General features: G+C 44.2%; 19 protein-coding genes and 5 tRNA genes. All 24 read right to left on the reverse strand.

Annotated features, from left to right (window positions below; translation table 11 throughout):
* Nucleotides 1-73 precede the first annotated feature (73 nt).
* Nucleotides 74-622 (reverse strand): transcription termination/antitermination protein NusG, encoded by a 549-nt coding sequence (gene nusG, locus K9J17_10610; protein ID MCF8277177.1) that lies wholly within the window; start codon nucleotides 620-622, stop codon nucleotides 74-76.
* Nucleotides 623-644: 22 nt separating this feature from the next.
* Nucleotides 645-866, reverse strand: coding sequence for a preprotein translocase subunit SecE (gene secE / locus K9J17_10615; GenBank protein ID MCF8277178.1), 222 nt, complete (start codon nucleotides 864-866; stop codon nucleotides 645-647).
* Nucleotides 867-888: 22 nt separating this feature from the next.
* Nucleotides 889-961, reverse strand: a tRNA-Trp gene (locus K9J17_10620).
* Between the two features lie 62 nt (nucleotides 962-1,023).
* Complete coding sequence (gene tuf, locus K9J17_10625) at nucleotides 1,024-2,211, reverse strand: elongation factor Tu (GenBank protein MCF8277179.1); 1,188 nt, start codon at nucleotides 2,209-2,211, stop codon at nucleotides 1,024-1,026.
* A 78-nt stretch (nucleotides 2,212-2,289) separates the two neighbouring features.
* A tRNA-Thr gene (locus K9J17_10630) sits at nucleotides 2,290-2,361 on the reverse strand.
* 37 nt (nucleotides 2,362-2,398) lie between these two features.
* Nucleotides 2,399-2,471, reverse strand: a tRNA-Gly gene (locus K9J17_10635).
* A gap of 16 nt (nucleotides 2,472-2,487) precedes the next feature.
* A tRNA-Tyr gene (locus K9J17_10640) sits at nucleotides 2,488-2,573 on the reverse strand.
* A 24-nt stretch (nucleotides 2,574-2,597) separates the two neighbouring features.
* A tRNA-Thr gene (locus K9J17_10645) sits at nucleotides 2,598-2,671 on the reverse strand.
* Between the two features lie 248 nt (nucleotides 2,672-2,919).
* Nucleotides 2,920-3,216, reverse strand: a complete 297-nt coding sequence (raiA, locus tag K9J17_10650) for a ribosome-associated translation inhibitor RaiA (GenBank protein ID MCF8277180.1) — start codon at nucleotides 3,214-3,216, stop codon at nucleotides 2,920-2,922.
* An 11-nt stretch (nucleotides 3,217-3,227) separates the two neighbouring features.
* The gene (locus tag K9J17_10655) at nucleotides 3,228-4,124 is read right to left on the reverse strand and encodes a tyrosine-type recombinase/integrase (GenBank protein MCF8277181.1); all 897 of its coding nucleotides are present in this window, start codon (nucleotides 4,122-4,124) and stop codon (nucleotides 3,228-3,230) included.
* Nucleotides 4,125-4,190: 66 nt separating this feature from the next.
* A complete protein-coding gene (gene rpsU / locus K9J17_10660) occupies nucleotides 4,191-4,385 on the reverse strand; it encodes a 30S ribosomal protein S21 (protein ID MCF8277182.1) in 195 nt (64 codons plus the stop codon).
* 74 nt (nucleotides 4,386-4,459) lie between these two features.
* Complete coding sequence (locus K9J17_10665) at nucleotides 4,460-6,226, reverse strand: hypothetical protein (GenBank protein MCF8277183.1); 1,767 nt, start codon at nucleotides 6,224-6,226, stop codon at nucleotides 4,460-4,462.
* Nucleotides 6,227-6,258: 32 nt separating this feature from the next.
* Entirely contained in the window at nucleotides 6,259-7,401 is a 1,143-nt protein-coding gene (locus tag K9J17_10670; GenBank protein MCF8277184.1) for an acyl-CoA dehydrogenase family protein, read from the reverse strand.
* A 150-nt stretch (nucleotides 7,402-7,551) separates the two neighbouring features.
* Nucleotides 7,552-8,079 carry an adenine phosphoribosyltransferase gene (locus K9J17_10675; GenBank protein MCF8277185.1) on the reverse strand — a complete coding sequence of 176 codons (528 nt, stop codon included), beginning with the start codon at nucleotides 8,077-8,079 and terminating at the stop codon, nucleotides 7,552-7,554.
* Nucleotides 8,080-8,988, reverse strand: coding sequence for a helix-hairpin-helix domain-containing protein (locus K9J17_10680; GenBank protein ID MCF8277186.1), 909 nt, complete (start codon nucleotides 8,986-8,988; stop codon nucleotides 8,080-8,082).
* 69 nt (nucleotides 8,989-9,057) lie between these two features.
* Nucleotides 9,058-10,650 carry an alanine:cation symporter family protein gene (locus K9J17_10685; protein MCF8277187.1) on the reverse strand — a complete coding sequence of 531 codons (1,593 nt, stop codon included), beginning with the start codon at nucleotides 10,648-10,650 and terminating at the stop codon, nucleotides 9,058-9,060.
* Nucleotides 10,651-10,803: 153 nt separating this feature from the next.
* Nucleotides 10,804-11,046, reverse strand: a complete 243-nt coding sequence (locus K9J17_10690; GenBank protein ID MCF8277188.1) for a hypothetical protein — start codon at nucleotides 11,044-11,046, stop codon at nucleotides 10,804-10,806.
* Nucleotides 11,047-11,112: 66 nt separating this feature from the next.
* Complete coding sequence (locus K9J17_10695) at nucleotides 11,113-11,637, reverse strand: DUF420 domain-containing protein (GenBank protein ID MCF8277189.1); 525 nt, start codon at nucleotides 11,635-11,637, stop codon at nucleotides 11,113-11,115.
* An 85-nt stretch (nucleotides 11,638-11,722) separates the two neighbouring features.
* Complete coding sequence (locus K9J17_10700) at nucleotides 11,723-12,436, reverse strand: SCO family protein (GenBank protein MCF8277190.1); 714 nt, start codon at nucleotides 12,434-12,436, stop codon at nucleotides 11,723-11,725.
* Nucleotides 12,436-12,819, reverse strand: coding sequence for a cytochrome C oxidase subunit IV family protein (locus K9J17_10705; protein ID MCF8277191.1), 384 nt, complete (start codon nucleotides 12,817-12,819; stop codon nucleotides 12,436-12,438). Before K9J17_10705 ends, K9J17_10700 begins: the two co-directional genes overlap by 1 nt.
* Before the next feature lie 22 nt (nucleotides 12,820-12,841).
* A complete protein-coding gene (locus tag K9J17_10710; protein MCF8277192.1) occupies nucleotides 12,842-13,702 on the reverse strand; it encodes a cytochrome c oxidase subunit 3 in 861 nt (286 codons plus the stop codon).
* Nucleotides 13,703-13,747: 45 nt separating this feature from the next.
* A complete protein-coding gene (locus tag K9J17_10715) occupies nucleotides 13,748-14,461 on the reverse strand; it encodes a cytochrome c oxidase subunit 3 (GenBank protein ID MCF8277193.1) in 714 nt (237 codons plus the stop codon).
* Between the two features lies 1 nt (nucleotide 14,462).
* A complete protein-coding gene (gene cyoE / locus K9J17_10720; GenBank protein ID MCF8277194.1) occupies nucleotides 14,463-15,323 on the reverse strand; it encodes a heme o synthase in 861 nt (286 codons plus the stop codon).
* 68 nt (nucleotides 15,324-15,391) lie between these two features.
* Nucleotides 15,392-18,088 carry a translation initiation factor IF-2 gene (gene infB, locus K9J17_10725; protein MCF8277195.1) on the reverse strand — a complete coding sequence of 899 codons (2,697 nt, stop codon included), beginning with the start codon at nucleotides 18,086-18,088 and terminating at the stop codon, nucleotides 15,392-15,394.
* Nucleotides 18,089-18,111: the final 23 nt, after the last annotated feature.

Genomic DNA, 18,111 nt, shown 5'->3' on the forward strand with positions numbered 1-18,111 from the left:
GAACTATTTATATGTGATAGACAGCGCAGGGGGAAGCATTCGTAAATCAATGCGCTGAGATACCCGTGTTTATTTACTCTTTTTCTACTTGCATGTAGCTCAATTCCAATGGTGTTTTTCTTCCGAAAATCTTCACCATAACCTTGAGTTTTTTCTTTTCCTCGTTGATCTCTTCAATGATTCCACTGAAGCTATTGAAAGGTCCATCGATTACTTTAACCGCTTCTCCAACAACGAATGGGATATTCATTTCCTCATCGCTCTCGGCCAATTCATCAACCTTACCTAAAATTCGGTTAACCTCTGATTGACGCAATGGAACCGGTGAACCCCCTTTGGTCTCGCCAAGAAAGCCAATAACCCCTGTCACATTCTTAATGATGTGTGGGATTTCACCAATCAAATCTGCTTCAATCAAAATATATCCTGGAAAAAAGCTTCGCTCTTTACTTACTTTCTTTCCTTTTCTGATCTGAAACACTTTTTCCTTCGGAATAAGTACTTGAGCAACATGGTCAGACATTCCAGCGTGAGAAATCTCAGCCTCGATGTAGTCCTTTACTTTCGATTCCTGACCACTTATGGCCCGAACCACATACCATTTTTTACTGCTCTCACTCATCCTTGTCCTTACTTCAGTTTGTTCAGAATAACTCATAGAAAAATCCTAAAACACCTTTCCAAACCGAGTCCTCTCCACCGTTGATTCCGAAAACGAAGTCCATCACAAAAATCATAAGTGCTATGATGACAGACGCAACAGCTACAATCCAAGTGCTGTTCTGTAACTCAGCCCAAGTTGGCCAAGAAACTTTGTTCACTAACTCGTTGTACGATTCTTCTACGTATGTAATGATATTCGCCATTTCCTTTGTTTCGTTGCCGTTGCACGGGAGGAGAGACTCGAACTCCCGACACCAGGTTTTGGAGACCTGTGCTCTACCAACTGAGCTACACCCGTTTATTGAAGGCAAAAGGCATCCCGACAAGTCGGGACACCTTTTACAGCTTCAGTTTTTATTATTATTTGGTGATCTCTGTGATCTGACCAGCACCCACTGTTCTACCACCTTCACGGATAGCGAAACGTAGACCGATAGCCATTGCAACTGGAACAATCAACTTCACATTGATGGTCAAGTTATCTCCAGGCATAACCATTTCCTGTCCTTCTGGAAGGAAAATCTCACCAGTTACGTCTGTAGTTCTGATGTAGAACTGTGGACGATACTTGTTGTGAAATGGAGTGTGACGTCCACCTTCTTCTTTTTTCAAAACATAGATCTCAGCTTTGAATTCAGTATGAGGCTTGATTGATCCTGGCTTGGCAATTACCATTCCTCTTTTGATCGCTTCTTTCTCAATACCTCTAAGTAGAAGACCAACGTTATCTCCAGCTTCTCCTCTGTCTAGGATCTTACGGAACATCTCAACTCCAGTGATAGTAGAAGTCAATTTTTCTTCTCCCATACCAAGGATTTCAACTGGATCTCCAGTGTTGATAACACCGGTTTCAATTCTACCAGTAGCAACAGTTCCACGTCCAGTGATTGAGAATACGTCCTCAACTGGCATTAGGAATGGCTTATCGATCTCTCTTGGTGGAATTTCAATCCAAGTATCAACAGCATCCATCAACTCCATAATGGTCTTAGACCATTTTTCATCTCCGTTCAATCCACCCAAAGCAGAACCTTGGATAACTGGAGTGTTGTCTCCATCGTAATCATAGAAAGAAAGCAATTCTCTCAACTCCATGTCAACAAGCTCCAACAACTCTTCGTCATCGACCATGTCGCACTTGTTCATGAAAACAACTACTCTAGGTACGTTTACCTGACGTGCAAGAAGGATATGCTCACGTGTTTGTGGCATTGGTCCGTCTGTAGCAGCACAAACAAGGATAGCTCCGTCCATTTGAGCGGCACCAGTAACCATGTTTTTCACGTAATCCGCGTGACCTGGACAGTCAACGTGTGCATAGTGACGATTAGCAGTTGTGTACTCTACGTGAGAAGTATTGATTGTAATCCCTCTTTCTTTTTCTTCAGGGGCATTATCAATTGAGTCAAAACTTCTTTCAACAGACAAACCAGCTTTAGCTAGTACCATTGTAATAGCAGCTGTAAGTGTTGTTTTACCGTGGTCAACGTGGCCAATTGTACCAATGTTGACATGCGGCTTGGAACGATCAAAATTCTCTTTGGCCATGGTTAATTGTTAATTGATTATTACTTATTTGATTTTACTGTTTTACTTTTCAATATGCTCTCTCTCCTCTAATCGTTGAGCCAATGAGGGGAATTGAACCCCTGACCTCGTCCTTACCAAGGACGCGCTCTACCCCTGAGCTACATCGGCTTTCACACCCCGCAGCAATGGGGTTCTGTTTTAAATGAGCGGGAGACGAGATTCGAACTCGCGACCCTCAGCTTGGAAGGCTGATGCTCTACCAACTGAGCTACTCCCGCTTATAAATTTGTTTGGTGGTGGGGAGAGAAGGATTCGAACCTTCGAAGGTATAAACCAACAGATTTACAGTCTGTCCTCGTTGGCCGCTTGAGTATCTCCCCTACACTTAATATTTTCAAAGAACGAGCCGGTGGAGGGATTCGAACCCCCGACCAGCTGATTACAAATCAGCTGCTCTGGCCAACTGAGCTACACCGGCTTTTTTCACTACTTTCCTTTGTCCACGGGGGCTACAGCGTTGTTTGACCCTGAACCTCCTCGAAAAAGGACTGCAAATGTAATACTTTACCTTCAGCTGAACAACCCCGCTAGAAAAATTTATGACTTAATTCTGACGTCTCTCAAAATGTTTAGAAAACGGTTATCAACATTTCAATTCCAGTAACTATTGAGCACAAAAAAACTCCAGCAAGCTGGAGTTTCAAATCGTGCGAGACAATGCTTTGGTTAAGGCATCGTCTTTTCTTTTTGCTTTTTCAATTGTCTCCTAAGCGCTTCTACCGCCAAATCAGTCGCTTCTTCAAACGATTTGCACTGACGTTTGGCGAACAGATCGTTGCCTGGAACCAGCAACTTTATCTCTGCTATCTTGTTCTCTGCTGAACTACTTTTATCCAATCGAAGAAATACCTCGCTATCTATTATTGAGTTACTGTAGGTATTCAACTTGTCGATCTTACTCTCAATGAAGTTGATCAGTTTCTCGTCAGCATCGAAATGGATTGATTGAATCTTAACCTTCATGACTTCGTTTTTTATGCCCTTGGATGAGCTTGTTTATATATCTGTGTTAATTTCTCTATGGTATTATGGGTGTAGACCTGAGTGGCAGATAGACTGGCGTGACCCAACAACTCTTTAATGGCATTAAGATCAGCGCCATTATTGAGCATATGTGTTGCAAACGTGTGCCTAAGAATATGTGGACTCTTTTTCCCAATGGTTGTTACTAATCGAAGATACTTATTCACTTTCCGATAAACAAATCCATCTGACATCATCTTTCCATTATCGTCCAAGAGCAAACATTCGGGTGCGCTTAGGTTGCCAAATTGATGAGTTGTCATTTGACTGTATTCACTGATCATGCTTATCGTTTGAGGGGATAACGGAATGATCCGTTCCTTATTCCTTTTACCACGAACTTTTAACTCTTGTTTTGATTCGTTAACATTTGCCACCTGAAGACTGATCAGCTCTGCGCGTCTCATACCTGTGCAGTAAAGCAATTCAATGATCAACTTATCTCTTGTTCCGGCAAAACCATCTCCGAAATCGAGATCGTCAAGTAAACGCTCCATTTGAACCTGTTCAAGAAAAAGCGGAAGTTTTTTCTTGGTTTTAAGCGAATTGATCTTAGCCATCGGATTTTTGGCCACCAATTCGTTTCGGATGAGATATTTATAGAATGATCGGAGGCACGAGATCTTCCGGTTTACGGAACTTGGTTGAAGTTTATCGTCTTCGAGGATTGAAATGATCCATGAACGGATGTCATGATGATCGACCTCTTCAATATTTGCTACCTCAAGATTTTCGGTAACGTGGTGAATGAATTGGTCGAGGTCTTTGGAATATGCCGTGACCGTGTGAACAGAGAATCGCTTTTCCTTTTGGATATAATTCAAGAAATCCTGTACGATATGGCGCATAAAAAAATTCCAGCTAGTATTTCTCTAACTGGAATTCCAATAATTTGTTTCAGTGTTTCTGACGAACTAAGATTCGTCTTCTATACGTAGTCCTTGAACGTAAACTGCTTTCTTAATTTCTTTTCTTCGCTCAACAGATGGCTTTACGTATTGCTTTCTGTTTCGCAGATCACGCATTGCTCCGGTTTTTTCAAACTTACGTTTGAATTTCTTCAGACTTCTTTCAATGCTTTCGCCTTCTTTTACTGGGATGATCAACATGTCTTTTAACTCCTTTTGTTCAAAATGGGCTGCAAAAATACATTTTTATCTATTGTTTGAACGCTATCAGTCAATTATTCTGGTGATTGGAAATCAAGTTTCTTTATCTGAACGTGGATTTCCTGTCTATTCATGTTCCAGAAGTATATTTTGAAGTTGGTTGCGGCAGCATCAAAATGGTAAGTTCTTTTCAAAATCAGCTGGTCATTGTCCCAACTTGGGCGTATCCAATGCATCGGAATCATGTTGTAAGTGCCATTTCCATCGGGGTCTGAAGATGATATTACGAGCTGGCCGTCCCAAAATCCACCATCCACTTCAACATTTGCCAAAAGTCCAAAACTGCCTGTTGATCCTGGAAGCCGCGAGACCGAATCGTTCAGCAACTCGTAAAACTCATCCGTTCCATTAATCTCGCTTGATTTTGGCTGCAGATTCCAAGGTTCAGACCAGTGGATGGGATTCCTTCTCGACAACAGATATACTCCATTAGCATCATCTATATACATGGTATCGTACGGAATGCTTCGGAAATCAAAATCCGCAGGCCGCGCGATGATCAGATCCGCCAGCGTATCGGGCACTGGATCTCGCTGAAGTAGTTGCAGTTCAGAATTGTTTAGGAAGTTATAGTAGGCCCAACCGAGTTCATTCAAATATTCTGCACTGATTGTCAATGGTTCATCCAAGGTCCGTTGATATTCCACAACCTCATTGTAAATATCATCGCTTCCATGCCATTTAGGCCAAAGAATGGTGGTGTTGAAATTGAAATGATCAGCAAGATGCATCGGGAAAAACAAAAGCGATAATCCCATCCATTTTACCTTCCTATTGGTTTCTGTCAGTTCATCCAATGCACCAGAAAAGGTGATAAGAAACAGCGGAATGTAGTACATGCCAACCCTGTTTTCGGGGAAATTCATTCCAAAAATGAGATTGAGAAGAATGGATCCGATAGCATTAAACAACAGCAGAAACGCAGCCAATCGAACCGAATTCCACTGCATACTTTTCATTGCTGCCCGTGCGAGCAGATAAACGGAAGATAATGCCCCAATAATGGTAATGATGGTTGAGAATGTCGGAGTTTCCTTAATAAGCTGATAGCGAACCAAGGACCTGACCGTGACCTGAATGAACCCATCATCAAACCCCGTATAAAGCAGCCCTCGCTCCTTTAGCTCGAAACCGTAATAAGAAGCCGCTACAAAGAAGAGCCCTCCAAAAACAGCCCAGACAATGAAATGCAATCCGCGTTTAGTTTCCACGCCAAACAGTATCAGGAACGTAAGGCCGAGGAAAATGAGATACGTGTTGAGTAAGGCAAGGCTGGCCGCAACCGCCAACCACATCCAGAACCAAAGTAAAAATTGATGCTTGAGTTTTGTGGTCCGTAGATACTGCGCTCCATGAAATATTGCGCCAAGCAGAAAAGCCAATGACATGGCATAGCCTCGCGCCAAGGAGAAAAATTCCAACGGGAAAGCAGCGGTAATGAGCGCAATGAGCGTAAGCCAACGAAGCAATCCGCTTTTAAACTCTTGGGTTATTCGAATGGCGAAGAACCCGTAAACGAGAAAGGCTAGCACATTCGGAAGTCGTATCCAAATCTGTTCTGGTCCGAAAACGCGGTAACAGAAGTAACTGAGCGCTGAATTGAGAATGTGGTTGTTGGCATCCCAATGCGCCTGATAAGGCAAGAATTTTCCAGGAACGATATAGTGAAAAAACGTTGCCGCCTCATCGTGGAAGGTTGGAACATACATGGCGCGCAGCACCACATATATAAAGACCAATAGCACGGAGAGTGCGGCCAACAGCCGCTCGATCTGACTCATAAGCGGCAAGTTAGCCCAAGAAATTCAAACGATTATCCTTTGATGAGATTCTTGGCAATGACCACTTTCTGAATCTCAGACGTGCCTTCGCCAATGGTGCACAGTTTGCTATCGCGGTAGTATTTCTCGGCAGGAAAATCTTTTGTGAACCCGTATCCACCGAATATCTGCACTGCTTCTGTACTTGAACGCACGCAAACTTCGGACGCGTAATACTTGGCCATGGCCGATTTTACGGTAACGTTCAATCCGCGGTTTTTCATATCTGCAGCTTGAAGCGTTAGCAATTCAGCGGCTTCATATTCGGTGTGCATATCGGCCAATTTGAATGCAATGCCTTGAAATTCGGCAATTGGCTTTCCAAATTGCTCGCGCTCTTTGGCGTATTTGGTAGCTGCTTTGGTTGCTCCTTTGGCAATACCAAGGGAAAGCGCTGCAATAGAGATGCGACCACCATCCAACACTTTCATTGCCTGAATGAATCCATCTCCTTCTTTACCGATCATGTTGCTTTCGTGCACTCGGCAATCTTGGAAAATGAGCTCAGCGGTTTCGGAAGCACGCATTCCAAGCTTGTTCTCTTTCTTACCAGAAGTAAAACCTGGCGTTCCTTTCTCAATAGCAAAAGCGGTCATCCCATGAGAATCGCCTTTTGCGCCTGTTCTGGTCATTACAACAGCAATATCGCCAGATATGGCATGTGTGATGAAGTTCTTCGCTCCATTGATGACCCAATATTCTCCGTCTTTGACAGCTGTGGTGTTCATCCCTCCCGAATCGGAACCAGTGTTGTGCTCTGTCAATCCCCATGCACCGATCCATTCGGCAGTGGCAAGTTTTGGCAACCAGCGCTTTTTCTGTTCTTCATTGGCGTGAGCAAGAATGTGCCCTGTGCACAAGGAATTGTGCGCAGCCATGGAAAGTGCGATGCTTCCGCAAACGCTTCCGATCTCGGTCAATGCGGTGACGTATTCCAAATAGGATAGGCCGGCACCACCGTATTCTTGCGGAACGAGCATTCCCATCAATCCCAATTCGCCCATTTGCTTGAAAAGCGGCACAGGGAATTCCTGGCTTTCATCCCACTCCATCATTTTTGGGCGGATGTTCTTCTCTGCAAAATCGCGACACATGTCTGCGATCATCTTCTGGTTCTCGTTCTGTGAAAAATCCATATTGGCTTTTTATTCTCTATTTAAAATATGCTGATGCTCAATTAATTCCGCGCTTTGCTACTACTAAATCCCCCGTCTCGTTCCTCGACACCCCCTTTGAAAGGGGGAATCGCAACTTGCAGATATTGTGGTAAAATGAATTCACTCATATCAATAACTGATCAAGCTGACAAAGTTCTCTGAATAGTTATCCAAAGCGTCTTTGCCGTTTAAAAAATCGAGTGCTACAAGGAAGGCAAACCCTGCCACCTTGCCTTTTTGTTTTTGAATTAGTTCTGCGGCTGCACAGGCAGTTCCGCCTGTGGCCAACAGGTCGTCATGAATCAATACGTTCCAACCGGGCTGAATGACATCGGTGTGCATTTCTACCGTGGCTGTACCGTACTCCAATTCGTATTGATGCGAGACTGTTTGGTACGGCAGTTTCCCTGCTTTTCGGACCGGGATGAATGGAATTTTGAGCGCTTGAGCCATCATCATTCCAAAAAAGAAACCGCGGCTTTCAACCCCAACAATTGCATCCACTTTCCAAGACTTTACATGAGCGGCCAAGGATTCGGCAATATCGAGACACAGAGTGTGATCGAGCAATATGGGCGTGATGTCTTTGAAGAGTATTCCCGGTTTGGGAAAATCAGGGACATCTCGGATGGCTTGCTTTACTCGGGATTGCAGCATTTAGGGCAGCGTGATATAAGCTGCAATTTTACGATAAGGTTCTCCTTTTAGCAAATGGATGTTTTCTAGGTCGGAAATGCTCCTAAAAGCACCATGCTGTTCTCTATAGTTTACAATCGCCTTGGCCTGATTAAGGTTAATGTAGGGATGTTTCAATAGTTGCTTTACATCTGCAGTGTTCACATTTATGCGTTCTCGTATTGTGGTGTCAACTGTTACGAAAGCTGAAATCGGATTGAATCTAGCGGTATCCATTCCGTAAACTTCCAGCAATTGTTCTTTTGTGATGTAGCCACCAAGTAGCTCGCGGTATTTGACAATCCGTTTAGCATAGGAACTTCCGATGCCGCGAAGTTTGATCAATTCGTTGGTGTCGGCAGTATTCAGTTCAACAACAACAGGTTCGAATTTGGGCTTCTCCCACTTTGGTCGGTTTTCAAACTCTCTTTTAAATTCCTTTTCAGGAATTGCTTCAATATTGATGAATGGTGCAAGTTCCTGGTATCGTTCATCGTCAACCACAAACAGTTTCTTGATGTCTTCTGGTTTTTTGAAGCAGGCTCCTGCGTTTCGATACTTGATGATGGAAGCTGATTGTTTTGGGCTGAAGCCCAAAGCCACCCAACCGGCACTGTCAAGTGTGTTCGGGTCGAATTTGAAAAGTTCCTTCTTTTCTGGAAGCCAAGGTTGCGGTGTTTCGTTCTGCTCTACGATTGAATCCGTCTGAATTTGAAACTGAAGGATTGAAGGCCCGTACTTCAATTGTATTTCCTGCCAATCGCCTTTCCAAAAAAACCGCTGATACATGTTGAAGGCTATCAGGCCTAGCAACAGCAGCACCAGCACAATAATTGCATTGCGCTCTGAGCGATGAAACGTTAGATATTCCTTGAACCAACGGGGTAACATTCCTCTTGATCTTGAAAACCAAGAAGAAAATTAATAATCATAAACTGAAAATCCAACAAAGTGATATGATCACTTTCCTTTTATCGCCTCCAAGTATCTGGCGAGTTCTTCCTTTACGTAAGGTGTGAGGATGAAGAGTCCGATCATGTTAGGTACCATCATGGCAAAGATCATGGCATCGGAAAAATCGAGTACGGAGCCCATTTTGGATGCGGCACCGACCACTACGAACAGACAGAAGAGCACTTTATAGATGACCTCGTTTCGGTGCGACTTTCCGAAGAGGAAGGTCCATGATTGCATTCCGTAATAGGACCAAGAGATCATGGTAGAGAAGGCGAAGAGCACAACTGCTATGGTAAGAACGATGGAGAAATGCGGTATGGCACTTTCGAAGATGTGATTTGTGAGACCGACACCTGAAAGTGTTCCTACGCCTTCGATAACGGCATTGCCTCCTGCATCGCCATAGGCAAAAAGACCTTCTACGTTATAAATAACGATAACGAGGGCAGTCATGGTGCAGATGACCACGGTATCGATGAATGGTTCGAGGAGTGCAACGATTCCTTCGGAGGCTGCATGTTTTGTTTTGACCGCGGAGTGAGCGATGGCTGCAGACCCGATTCCTGCCTCGTTTGAAAACGCTGCTCTACGGAAGCCTTGAATGAGTACACCAATAGCTCCGCCTGCGATGCCTGCACCTGTGAATGCTCCGTTAAAAATGGCGGCAAAGGCTGCTGGGATATGCTCGGCATTCATGAAAATGATGATGAGCGCAGCACCCACGTAAATGACTGCCATGAAAGGAACGATCTTCTCAGTAACAGATGCTATTCGTTGAATTCCACCAAGAATGACCACGCCAACTAGGAGCGAAAGGATAATTCCGAAAACGGTGCCACCGTAAGCAGATTGAATTCCTGCTGAAGTGAGGAAAATCTCTGCTGCTTGATTGGCTTGGAACATGTTTCCTCCTCCGAACGAACCACCCACGCACATGATGGCAAATATCACGGCTAAGGCTTTTCCGAGACCTGTCATGTTCTTAGCGGAAAGGCCTTTAGAAAGGTAATACATTGGGCCGCCATAGACGCGTCCATTGGCATCTATCTCTCGGAAGCGAACACCCAAGGTACACTCCACAAACTTGGAAGACATTCCGAGCAGTCCGGCAAAGATCATCCAAAACGTGGCTCCTGGCCCGCCAATGGCAATGGCCACTGCTACACCTGCAATATTGCCCAATCCGACAGTGGCAGATAATGCTGCAGTAAGTGCCTGAAAGTGATTGACCTCGCCATCGGCACCTTCGATACGAATCGTGTCAGGTTCGTTACCATCGACAATGTTCAGGTCCGAAGGCATTTCCTCTACATGCTCGTATTTTCCACGAACGGTGTTTATTGCTATCCCGAAAAGGCGCAGCCCTGGAAACTTGAAAATGACCGTAAAATATAGGGCTCCCAAAATGAGGGGAAATAGCACCCAAAAAACCTTAATGTCTTCTGTGAATGGAATCTGATAGAATATGAGCCCAACAAACCAGCCTGTTGCCTGACCGAAATAGTGATCGATCTTCTGATCCAATCCCATTGCTTCTTGGGCAAAGGTGAACATAGGCATTAGAGTGGCTGTGAATAGTGCTAAAAGCTGCTTCATATATCTGAGGTTAACATTGAATGAATAGATGGTTAAGAACAAAAGTCTAAAAAAGGACGAGATGGGCAAGAGAATCTTGCGTGAAGTTTCGATATATCGCATGCATCGGGCCTAAGGCTCAAAGACAATCGATCATGAAAAAATGAAAATTGACTATGCGCGTTTCTTCTTGAACCACGCCATTATCTGTTTGCGATAAAAGGCGTAGAAGAAAATGGCTGCCATGATATATGGCATGAACATGAGATAAACAATGGCATTATTCAAGCCATTACCTACAGTGAATGAATCATCACTCAATTGATTTGACTCCGTAGTTGCACGACACATGCTGCATTGCGCTTCTGCCAATTCCGGAAGAAAAATGGCCAACACGAAAACCGCCACAAACATCATTGCCAAGCAATTCCATCTATTGGATCTAGATGTATTCGTGTTTGCTATTTGACCTATAATCTTCACTTAAAACTCGTAGTAAGGCGAAATCATCAGATAAACCACCACCCCAGTTACTGTTACATACAGCCAAACTGGGAACGTGAATTTAGATACTTTTCGGTGACGCTCTACTTTTCCGGTGAGGCCCAAATAGAAGGAAACCAACACCATTGGGAGCACAATTGCAGCCAGCAAGATGTGCGTTAAAAGTATGAACAGATAAAGCGGTCGAATTGGATTATCAATGGGGAATTTGGTTTCAACACCGAAAGAATGAAAGATGATATATGACACCAAAAACAGGCTGGACAGCACAAACGTGGTAATGTTGAGACTCTTGTGCAAGGCTATTTTCTTGTTCTTAATGGCCATGAGTGATGTGATCAACAGTACAGAACACGCACCATTTATTGTTGCATTCAACAAGGGAAGATATTTGGCCCATTCGGGAATAAAATCCTGCTTTGGTAATGAGTAGAGCACTACTACGACACCAAAAACCACTACTGAGAGTGCCATTATCAGTTGAAAAACCTTCTTGTCGTTCATTCTTGTTCTTTTCAGTCAAACTCAGCAACCAATTGCGAAAGGGAATGTTCAGTCTTCCACCAAGATTCCAGCATTCTGAGAATGCTTATTCAGCTGCTTCCGGTTTCTTGTTCTTCTTAAGCTCTAGGTTGTACTCTGCAATCAAGACCTTGATGTCATCGATCAGGTCGCGCATTTGATGTGCGTCCGTTCCATCGTAAACTCCGATGATGTTCCCGTTGTCATCTTCCCGCGAGCGAAGATGTCCTTCCTTATCTACCAGAATGAAATATTCGGTGTGTAGAAATCCGCCTTTGGCTAAGCTGTCTTCCATTGCGCTAGAGAGGTAATCGTAGGCTACAGCATACAATGAATCTTTTTCTCCCGTAAGAAAGTGCCAATCCTGACTGTTTATTTTTCGATCGTCCGCGTATTGCTTTAGAATAGCTGGCGTATCATGCTTTGGGTCTACCGTATGCGATAAGATCAAAAACTCATCGTAGTGCGCAAACCGATCATTGATCTTCATGAGATTGGCCGTCATGATCGGACAAATGGTAGGACATGAAGTGAAAAAGAAATCTACCAAGTAGATCTTTCCTTCAACATCTTTATTGGTAATTGTATCTCCTTCTTGATCGATGAATGAGAATTTTGGAGCAGAACGCTGTACGGTTTCTCCATCGACATTGGTATACGTTATAAAAGGAAGGTGAGCAAAATTGTGCTCACCTTTCACAAAGAATAAGTATAAAATGGTAGGAAGAAAAAGTATCGCAAAAAGTATGATGTACTTTTTGGCACCTGTTTCACCTTTCATCAAAAGCCGAAATAGTTTTCGAGTACTGGACGAACTCCTCCGTTGTAAACTCCTTCCGTTAGGCCAATAAAGATGAGATATCCGATTAGAACGAAGTATGGAAGCAACACTACTGCTTGGAAACTTTTCTTTTCGTCTCCCAAGTGCATGAAGATCATCACAATGTAGCCGGCCTTCACCAAGGTCAGCGTAATGAATGTGTATTTAAGAATAGCGGTCATCGATTCATCTCTCGACCACATCATTCCCATTGCTACTTCAATGATGGTTACTATTGACAACAATGCCAGTACCATCATGAATTTTTTGCGCATTTTCTTGCCTTCCTCCTCGCTGTGGTGAGTGTCTAGGCTGTATTCGTAAATGTCGTCTCTTGCGTCCATTGCTGTCTATTGAGCTGATTTATCAGAGTAGGTAAAAGAATGTGAAAACGAAGACCCATACAAGGTCTACAAAGTGCCAGTACAATCCAGACTTCTCAACCATTTCGTAGTGGCCGGTCTTTTCAAATTTGCCATCTACCACCATTAGGAAGATGATGAAATTGATGACCACACCCGAGAATACGTGGAAACCGTGGAAACCTGTAATGAAGAAGAAGAAATCGGCAAACAACGGTATGCCATATTCATTGTGTCTCAAATTTGCTCCATGAATATGAGTAGCTGTAGCAAGCATTCCTTCGGCTTCTTTCCCAGAAACTTCTTTAAAACCAACATGTCCGTTATCAGGAACAACAAAAACACCTTCTGCCATTACGTGTGTATGTGGGTCAATCTTGTAGCGCATAACCGTAACGCCATCTTCCAACAAATAGGCTCCGTGCTCCGTTCCATGAATGAAGTGATACCATTCCCAAGCTTGCGAACCAACGAAAACCAGACCGCCAACGATGGTCAGCACCATCCAGAATTGAACTGATTTCTTCTTCATTCTGTGTCCGGCCTCTACAGCCAATACCATTGTAACAGAAGACGCGATCAGCACAAATGTCATGAAAGCCACATATGCCAACTCAATATGTCCATCGTACATTGGAAAGTGTGTGAACACATCGCCAGCTGTTGGCCAAATGTCATCGTACTTGTGGCGCATGTAACCATACGCTGTAAGTAGTCCTGAAAAGGTGAAAGCATCGGAGATGAGGAAGAACCACATCATCATTTTTCCGTAGCTGATCTTGTAAGGTGAGGTTCCTCCGCCCCACGGAGATGCGCTGTGATCGCTGTGCGATGGAGCGGCTGTTTGACTAACGTGTCCTGACATTATTTAGACTGATTATAAAGACCTGATTTTAAAGTCGCTGCAATTTTAACGAATTAATAGTAAAAACAAGAAGAGGTAAACCCACAGGATATCAAGAAAATGCCAATAGATTGATCCTAGTTCTAGTGGAAGCACATTTTGCTGCGTAATTTTTCCCGAAAACGCCTTCATTAATAAGATGATCAACCAGATAATTCCTCCCAAAAGGTGAACTATATGAAGTCCCGAAAGGATATAAAGGAATGATGCACTGACGTTAAAGGTCTCATTGATGCGTTCATTAATAGGTTCGGAATAGGAAATGTCGCCTGGTTTGTAGAAATTTCCTTGATCGTAAAGCACCGGCTCTCCTTTCATCAAAATGATGTAGTCTTGGCCATACTCGCCTTGCAGGTTGCCTAGGTTACCGAGAAAAAACTTCCCTTCAGATCGAAGTTCGCTCCAACCCAAGTATTGAGTTCCAGTGAACCCAAGTCCCAAAATAAAAGTGAGCGCCAACCAAAGCTTCAAGCCTGAAACGTTTCCTGCAACAATACTTTGCTTTGCAAGAAAAATGGTGATACTACTAACAACAAGAAGAAGCGTGCTGTAAGTGAACATCTGTGGCAACTTGTCCTGAACCCAGAAATGATCTGCCTGAAGCACAATATATGCGCTAGTGAAAGCGGCAAAGAACATGGCAATGCTTGCCACGCCCAACCAAACCAACATACGTTTGGCTCTATTTGCTCCTGGCTCTTGGTTTGAATTTGTTTCCATTTCAGATCTTATCAATAAGGTATGCAAGCTGAACAACAGGTAAATAAACGAACGAACCGAACATCAGTTTCTTGGCATCATCAGCCGATAACGATCGGTATAGATTGAACGCTTGGATGGTAAAAATGACCCCAGCTACGATGGCAACCGCACCTGAAACGAGTCCAGTGAACCCGAAAAACACAGGAAGCAAACTTACTGGGACGAGGCCGATAGTGTAAACCAAAATCTGAAATGCTGTTCCCTTATCTCTTCCACCGGCAGAAGGCAACATCTTAAAACCTGCTTTCAGATAATCATCATTCACCCGCCAAGCAATGGCCCAAAAATGTGGGAACTGCCAAATGAACTGAACAGCAAACATAAGCAGCGATATCAATGTTATTTTTCCGAATCCATCTGTGGCAGCAACGCAGCCTAACATGGGCGGGATAGAACCCGGAAAAGCACCTACAAACACGGCAAATGGTGTTTTCCGTTTCATTGGCGTATAAACTACTACGTAGAGGATCAAAGCAAGAAACCCAAGAATTCCGCACATCGGATTGATAAGATAGCCAAGAATGCCAATACCCAGAGAGCCCAAGAGCGATGCAAGGATCAATGCTTCAGTAACGCTCATTTTTGAGGTTGGAAGCGGACGGTTTTTGGTCCGATCCATCAAGGCGTCCAAATCGCGTTCTATGATCTCATTGAAGCCGTTTGACGCTCCTGTTAGGAGTGTTCCTCCAACAATCAGCGCGGCCATGATGCTCAAATTGAACTCATCGGCAGCCAATCCATAGCATATTACGGAAGACAGTACTACCAGTGAAGCCAATCGGAGCTTGAGAAACTCCGAATAATCTTTGATCTTTCCCATGAATGTGACACCCGTTTGGGTAGTTGTCAATTCTTCCGTGGTCAATTTATACTACTGTTTATCGGCAATTAAAGCTTTGCCTTCACTTCTACAATCTCGTAACCTTCAATGATGTCGCCAACTTTGATGTCGTTGAACCTATCGATGTTCAAACCACATTCAAATCCTTTAGCTACTTCTTTCACGTCTTCTTTGAATCGTTTGAGGGATGCCAATTCGCCTGTGTACACAACGATACCATCTCGGATGACACGAACCTTGGTGTTTCGGCTCACTTTTCCGTCAAGCACCATACATCCGGCAATTGTACCGACACGTGTGATCTTGAATGTTTCGCGAACCTCGATGTTGCCAACGATCTTCTCTTCGAATTCTGGGGCCAACATACCTTCCATGGCCGATTTCACCTCATCGATGGCATCGTAAATGATGCTATAAAGCTTGATCTGAATCTGTTCTTGCTCCGCTACTTTACGTGCATTAACAGATGGTCTAACTTGGAATCCGATAACAATTGCATCAGAAGCAGAAGCTAGCAATACATCCGATTCGGAAATCTGACCAACGCCTTTCATGATGATATTGACCGCGATCTTCGGTGTAGAAAGTTTGAGTAACGAATCCGAAAGAGCTTCAATAGATCCGTCCACGTCACCTTTTACAATCAGGTTCAATTCTTGGAAATCTCCGATAGCAATTCTTCGTCCGATCTCATCAAGCGTAATATGCTTGTGAGTTCTCAGTCCTTGCTCACGTTGCAGCTGCAACCTTCTTGTTGCTACTGAACGCGCTTCCTTCTCATCTTCCATTACGTTGAAGGTGTCTCCAGAAGATGGTGCTCCGTCCAGACCAAGCACTTGTGCCGGCATTGACGGGCCTGCCTGTTTCATCGGCACTCCACGCTCGTTGAAAAGCGCCTTCACTTTCCCGCTGTGGCCACCGGCAAGAATCACGTCTCCGATCTTCAAAGTACCTGATTGAACCAACATGGTTGAAACGTATCCACGACCTTTATCAAGCTCACTTTCAATGATTGTTCCTACAGCACGTTTGGAAGGGTCTGCTTTCAGCTCAAGCAGTTCTGCTTCGAGCAATACTTTTTCAAGCAACTTATCCACGTTTAGTCCTGATTTCGCAGAAATTTCTTCGCACTGATATTTTCCACCCCAATCTTCAACAAGAATGTTCATGGAAGCAAGTTGCTCCTTGATCTTTTCAGGATTGGCGCCTGCTTTATCAATTTTATTGATGGCGAAGATCATTGGCACTGCAGCTGCTTGAGCGTGGTTAATGGCTTCTTTGGTCTGAGGCATCACAGCATCATCTGCTGCAACAACGATGATCACAACGTCTGTAACCTGCGCACCACGGGCACGCATTGCGGTAAACGCTTCGTGACCTGGTGTATCCAAGAACGCAATTCGCTTTCCGTTTTCAAGTTCCACACCGTATGCACCAATGTGCTGCGTAATTCCACCGGCTTCGCCCGCAATTACGTTCGCATCGCGGATATAATCGAGCAAGGATGTTTTACCGTGGTCAACGTGACCCATGATGGTGACGATCGGTGGTCTTTCAACCATCGCCTCCTCATTATCTGGCTCTTCTAGGATTGAATCTTGAACCTCCGCACTTACGAATTGAACTTCGTGTCCGAATTCCTCAGCAACGATACTAAGTGTTTCCGCATCCAAACGTTGATTGATGGACACGAAAAGACCTAAACTCATACAGGCCGCGATAATCTCATTCACCTGAACATCCATCATCTTAGCCAACTCATTGGCCGTAACGAACTCGGTTACCTTGATTGTCTTCTTGTCAAGTTCAGATTGTTCTTCTTCCTCAAGAACGCGTTCCTGATAAGCTTGGCGTTTTTCTCTACGGTATTTCGAACCTTTGGATTTGCTGTTTCCACCGCTCAAACGGGCAAGTGTTTCCTTTATCTGCTTTTGGATTTCTTCGTCCGTAAGCTCTGGCTTCTTGTCGCGCCTTTGTCCTGGTGCTCCTCCACTTCGTTGGCCTGCTGCTGGTGCGGCACCAGGTGTTGTGGTTTCTCCAGGAACCGGTCTTCTTACCCGTTTTCTCTTGCGCTTTTTATCAGCCGAATCATTTGAAGTGGCAACCGGCTTTTTCTCCTTTGGTTTCTCAACCGGAAGCTCCATTTTACCAAGAACCTTAGCTCCAGCAAGCCTCTCCACATTTACCTTAATAACCTCACTCTCCACTTTGTCGGCCTCTGCTTGCTTTGAGTCGGCCTCAGCTTTTTTCTCAGCTTCTTCTTTCTCAACTTTCGCTTTAGCAGCAGCTTGGGCAGCTTCCTTCTCTTTCTTGGCTTTCTCCTCTTCCTGCTTTTTTCTGCGGGCTTCAGGGGTAAGGTCATCCAAGTTCATGGTACCCATCACCTTCGGACCGGTCATCTTCTCGGTCTCAACCCTCACCACTTGTACTTTCTCGAGCTCTTTTACTTTCTCGAGCTCTTTTACTTTCTGAGCCGCAGCTTTCTCTTCTTCCTGCTCTTCTGAAGCTGCAATACGTTCGTCCTTGCGCTGCTGAAGCAATTCAGCTTTGGCTTCGGCCTCCATCTTAAGCTTTCGGTCAGCCGCAAATTCGCCCACAAGAATGCTATACATCTTCTCATCCAACTTGGAGTTGGGGTTGATATCCGAATAGCCCTTGCCTTTGAGGAAATCGACAATTGTTGCCGTTCCCACATTGAGGTCTCTTGCTACTGCACCTAATCTTCTCAGTATTCCTTCTGCCATTTATGCTGGTACTTATATTTTCA

This window comes from Flavobacteriales bacterium (assembly GCA_021739695.1).
Lineage (GTDB): Bacteria > Bacteroidota > Bacteroidia > UBA10329 > UBA10329 > UBA10329.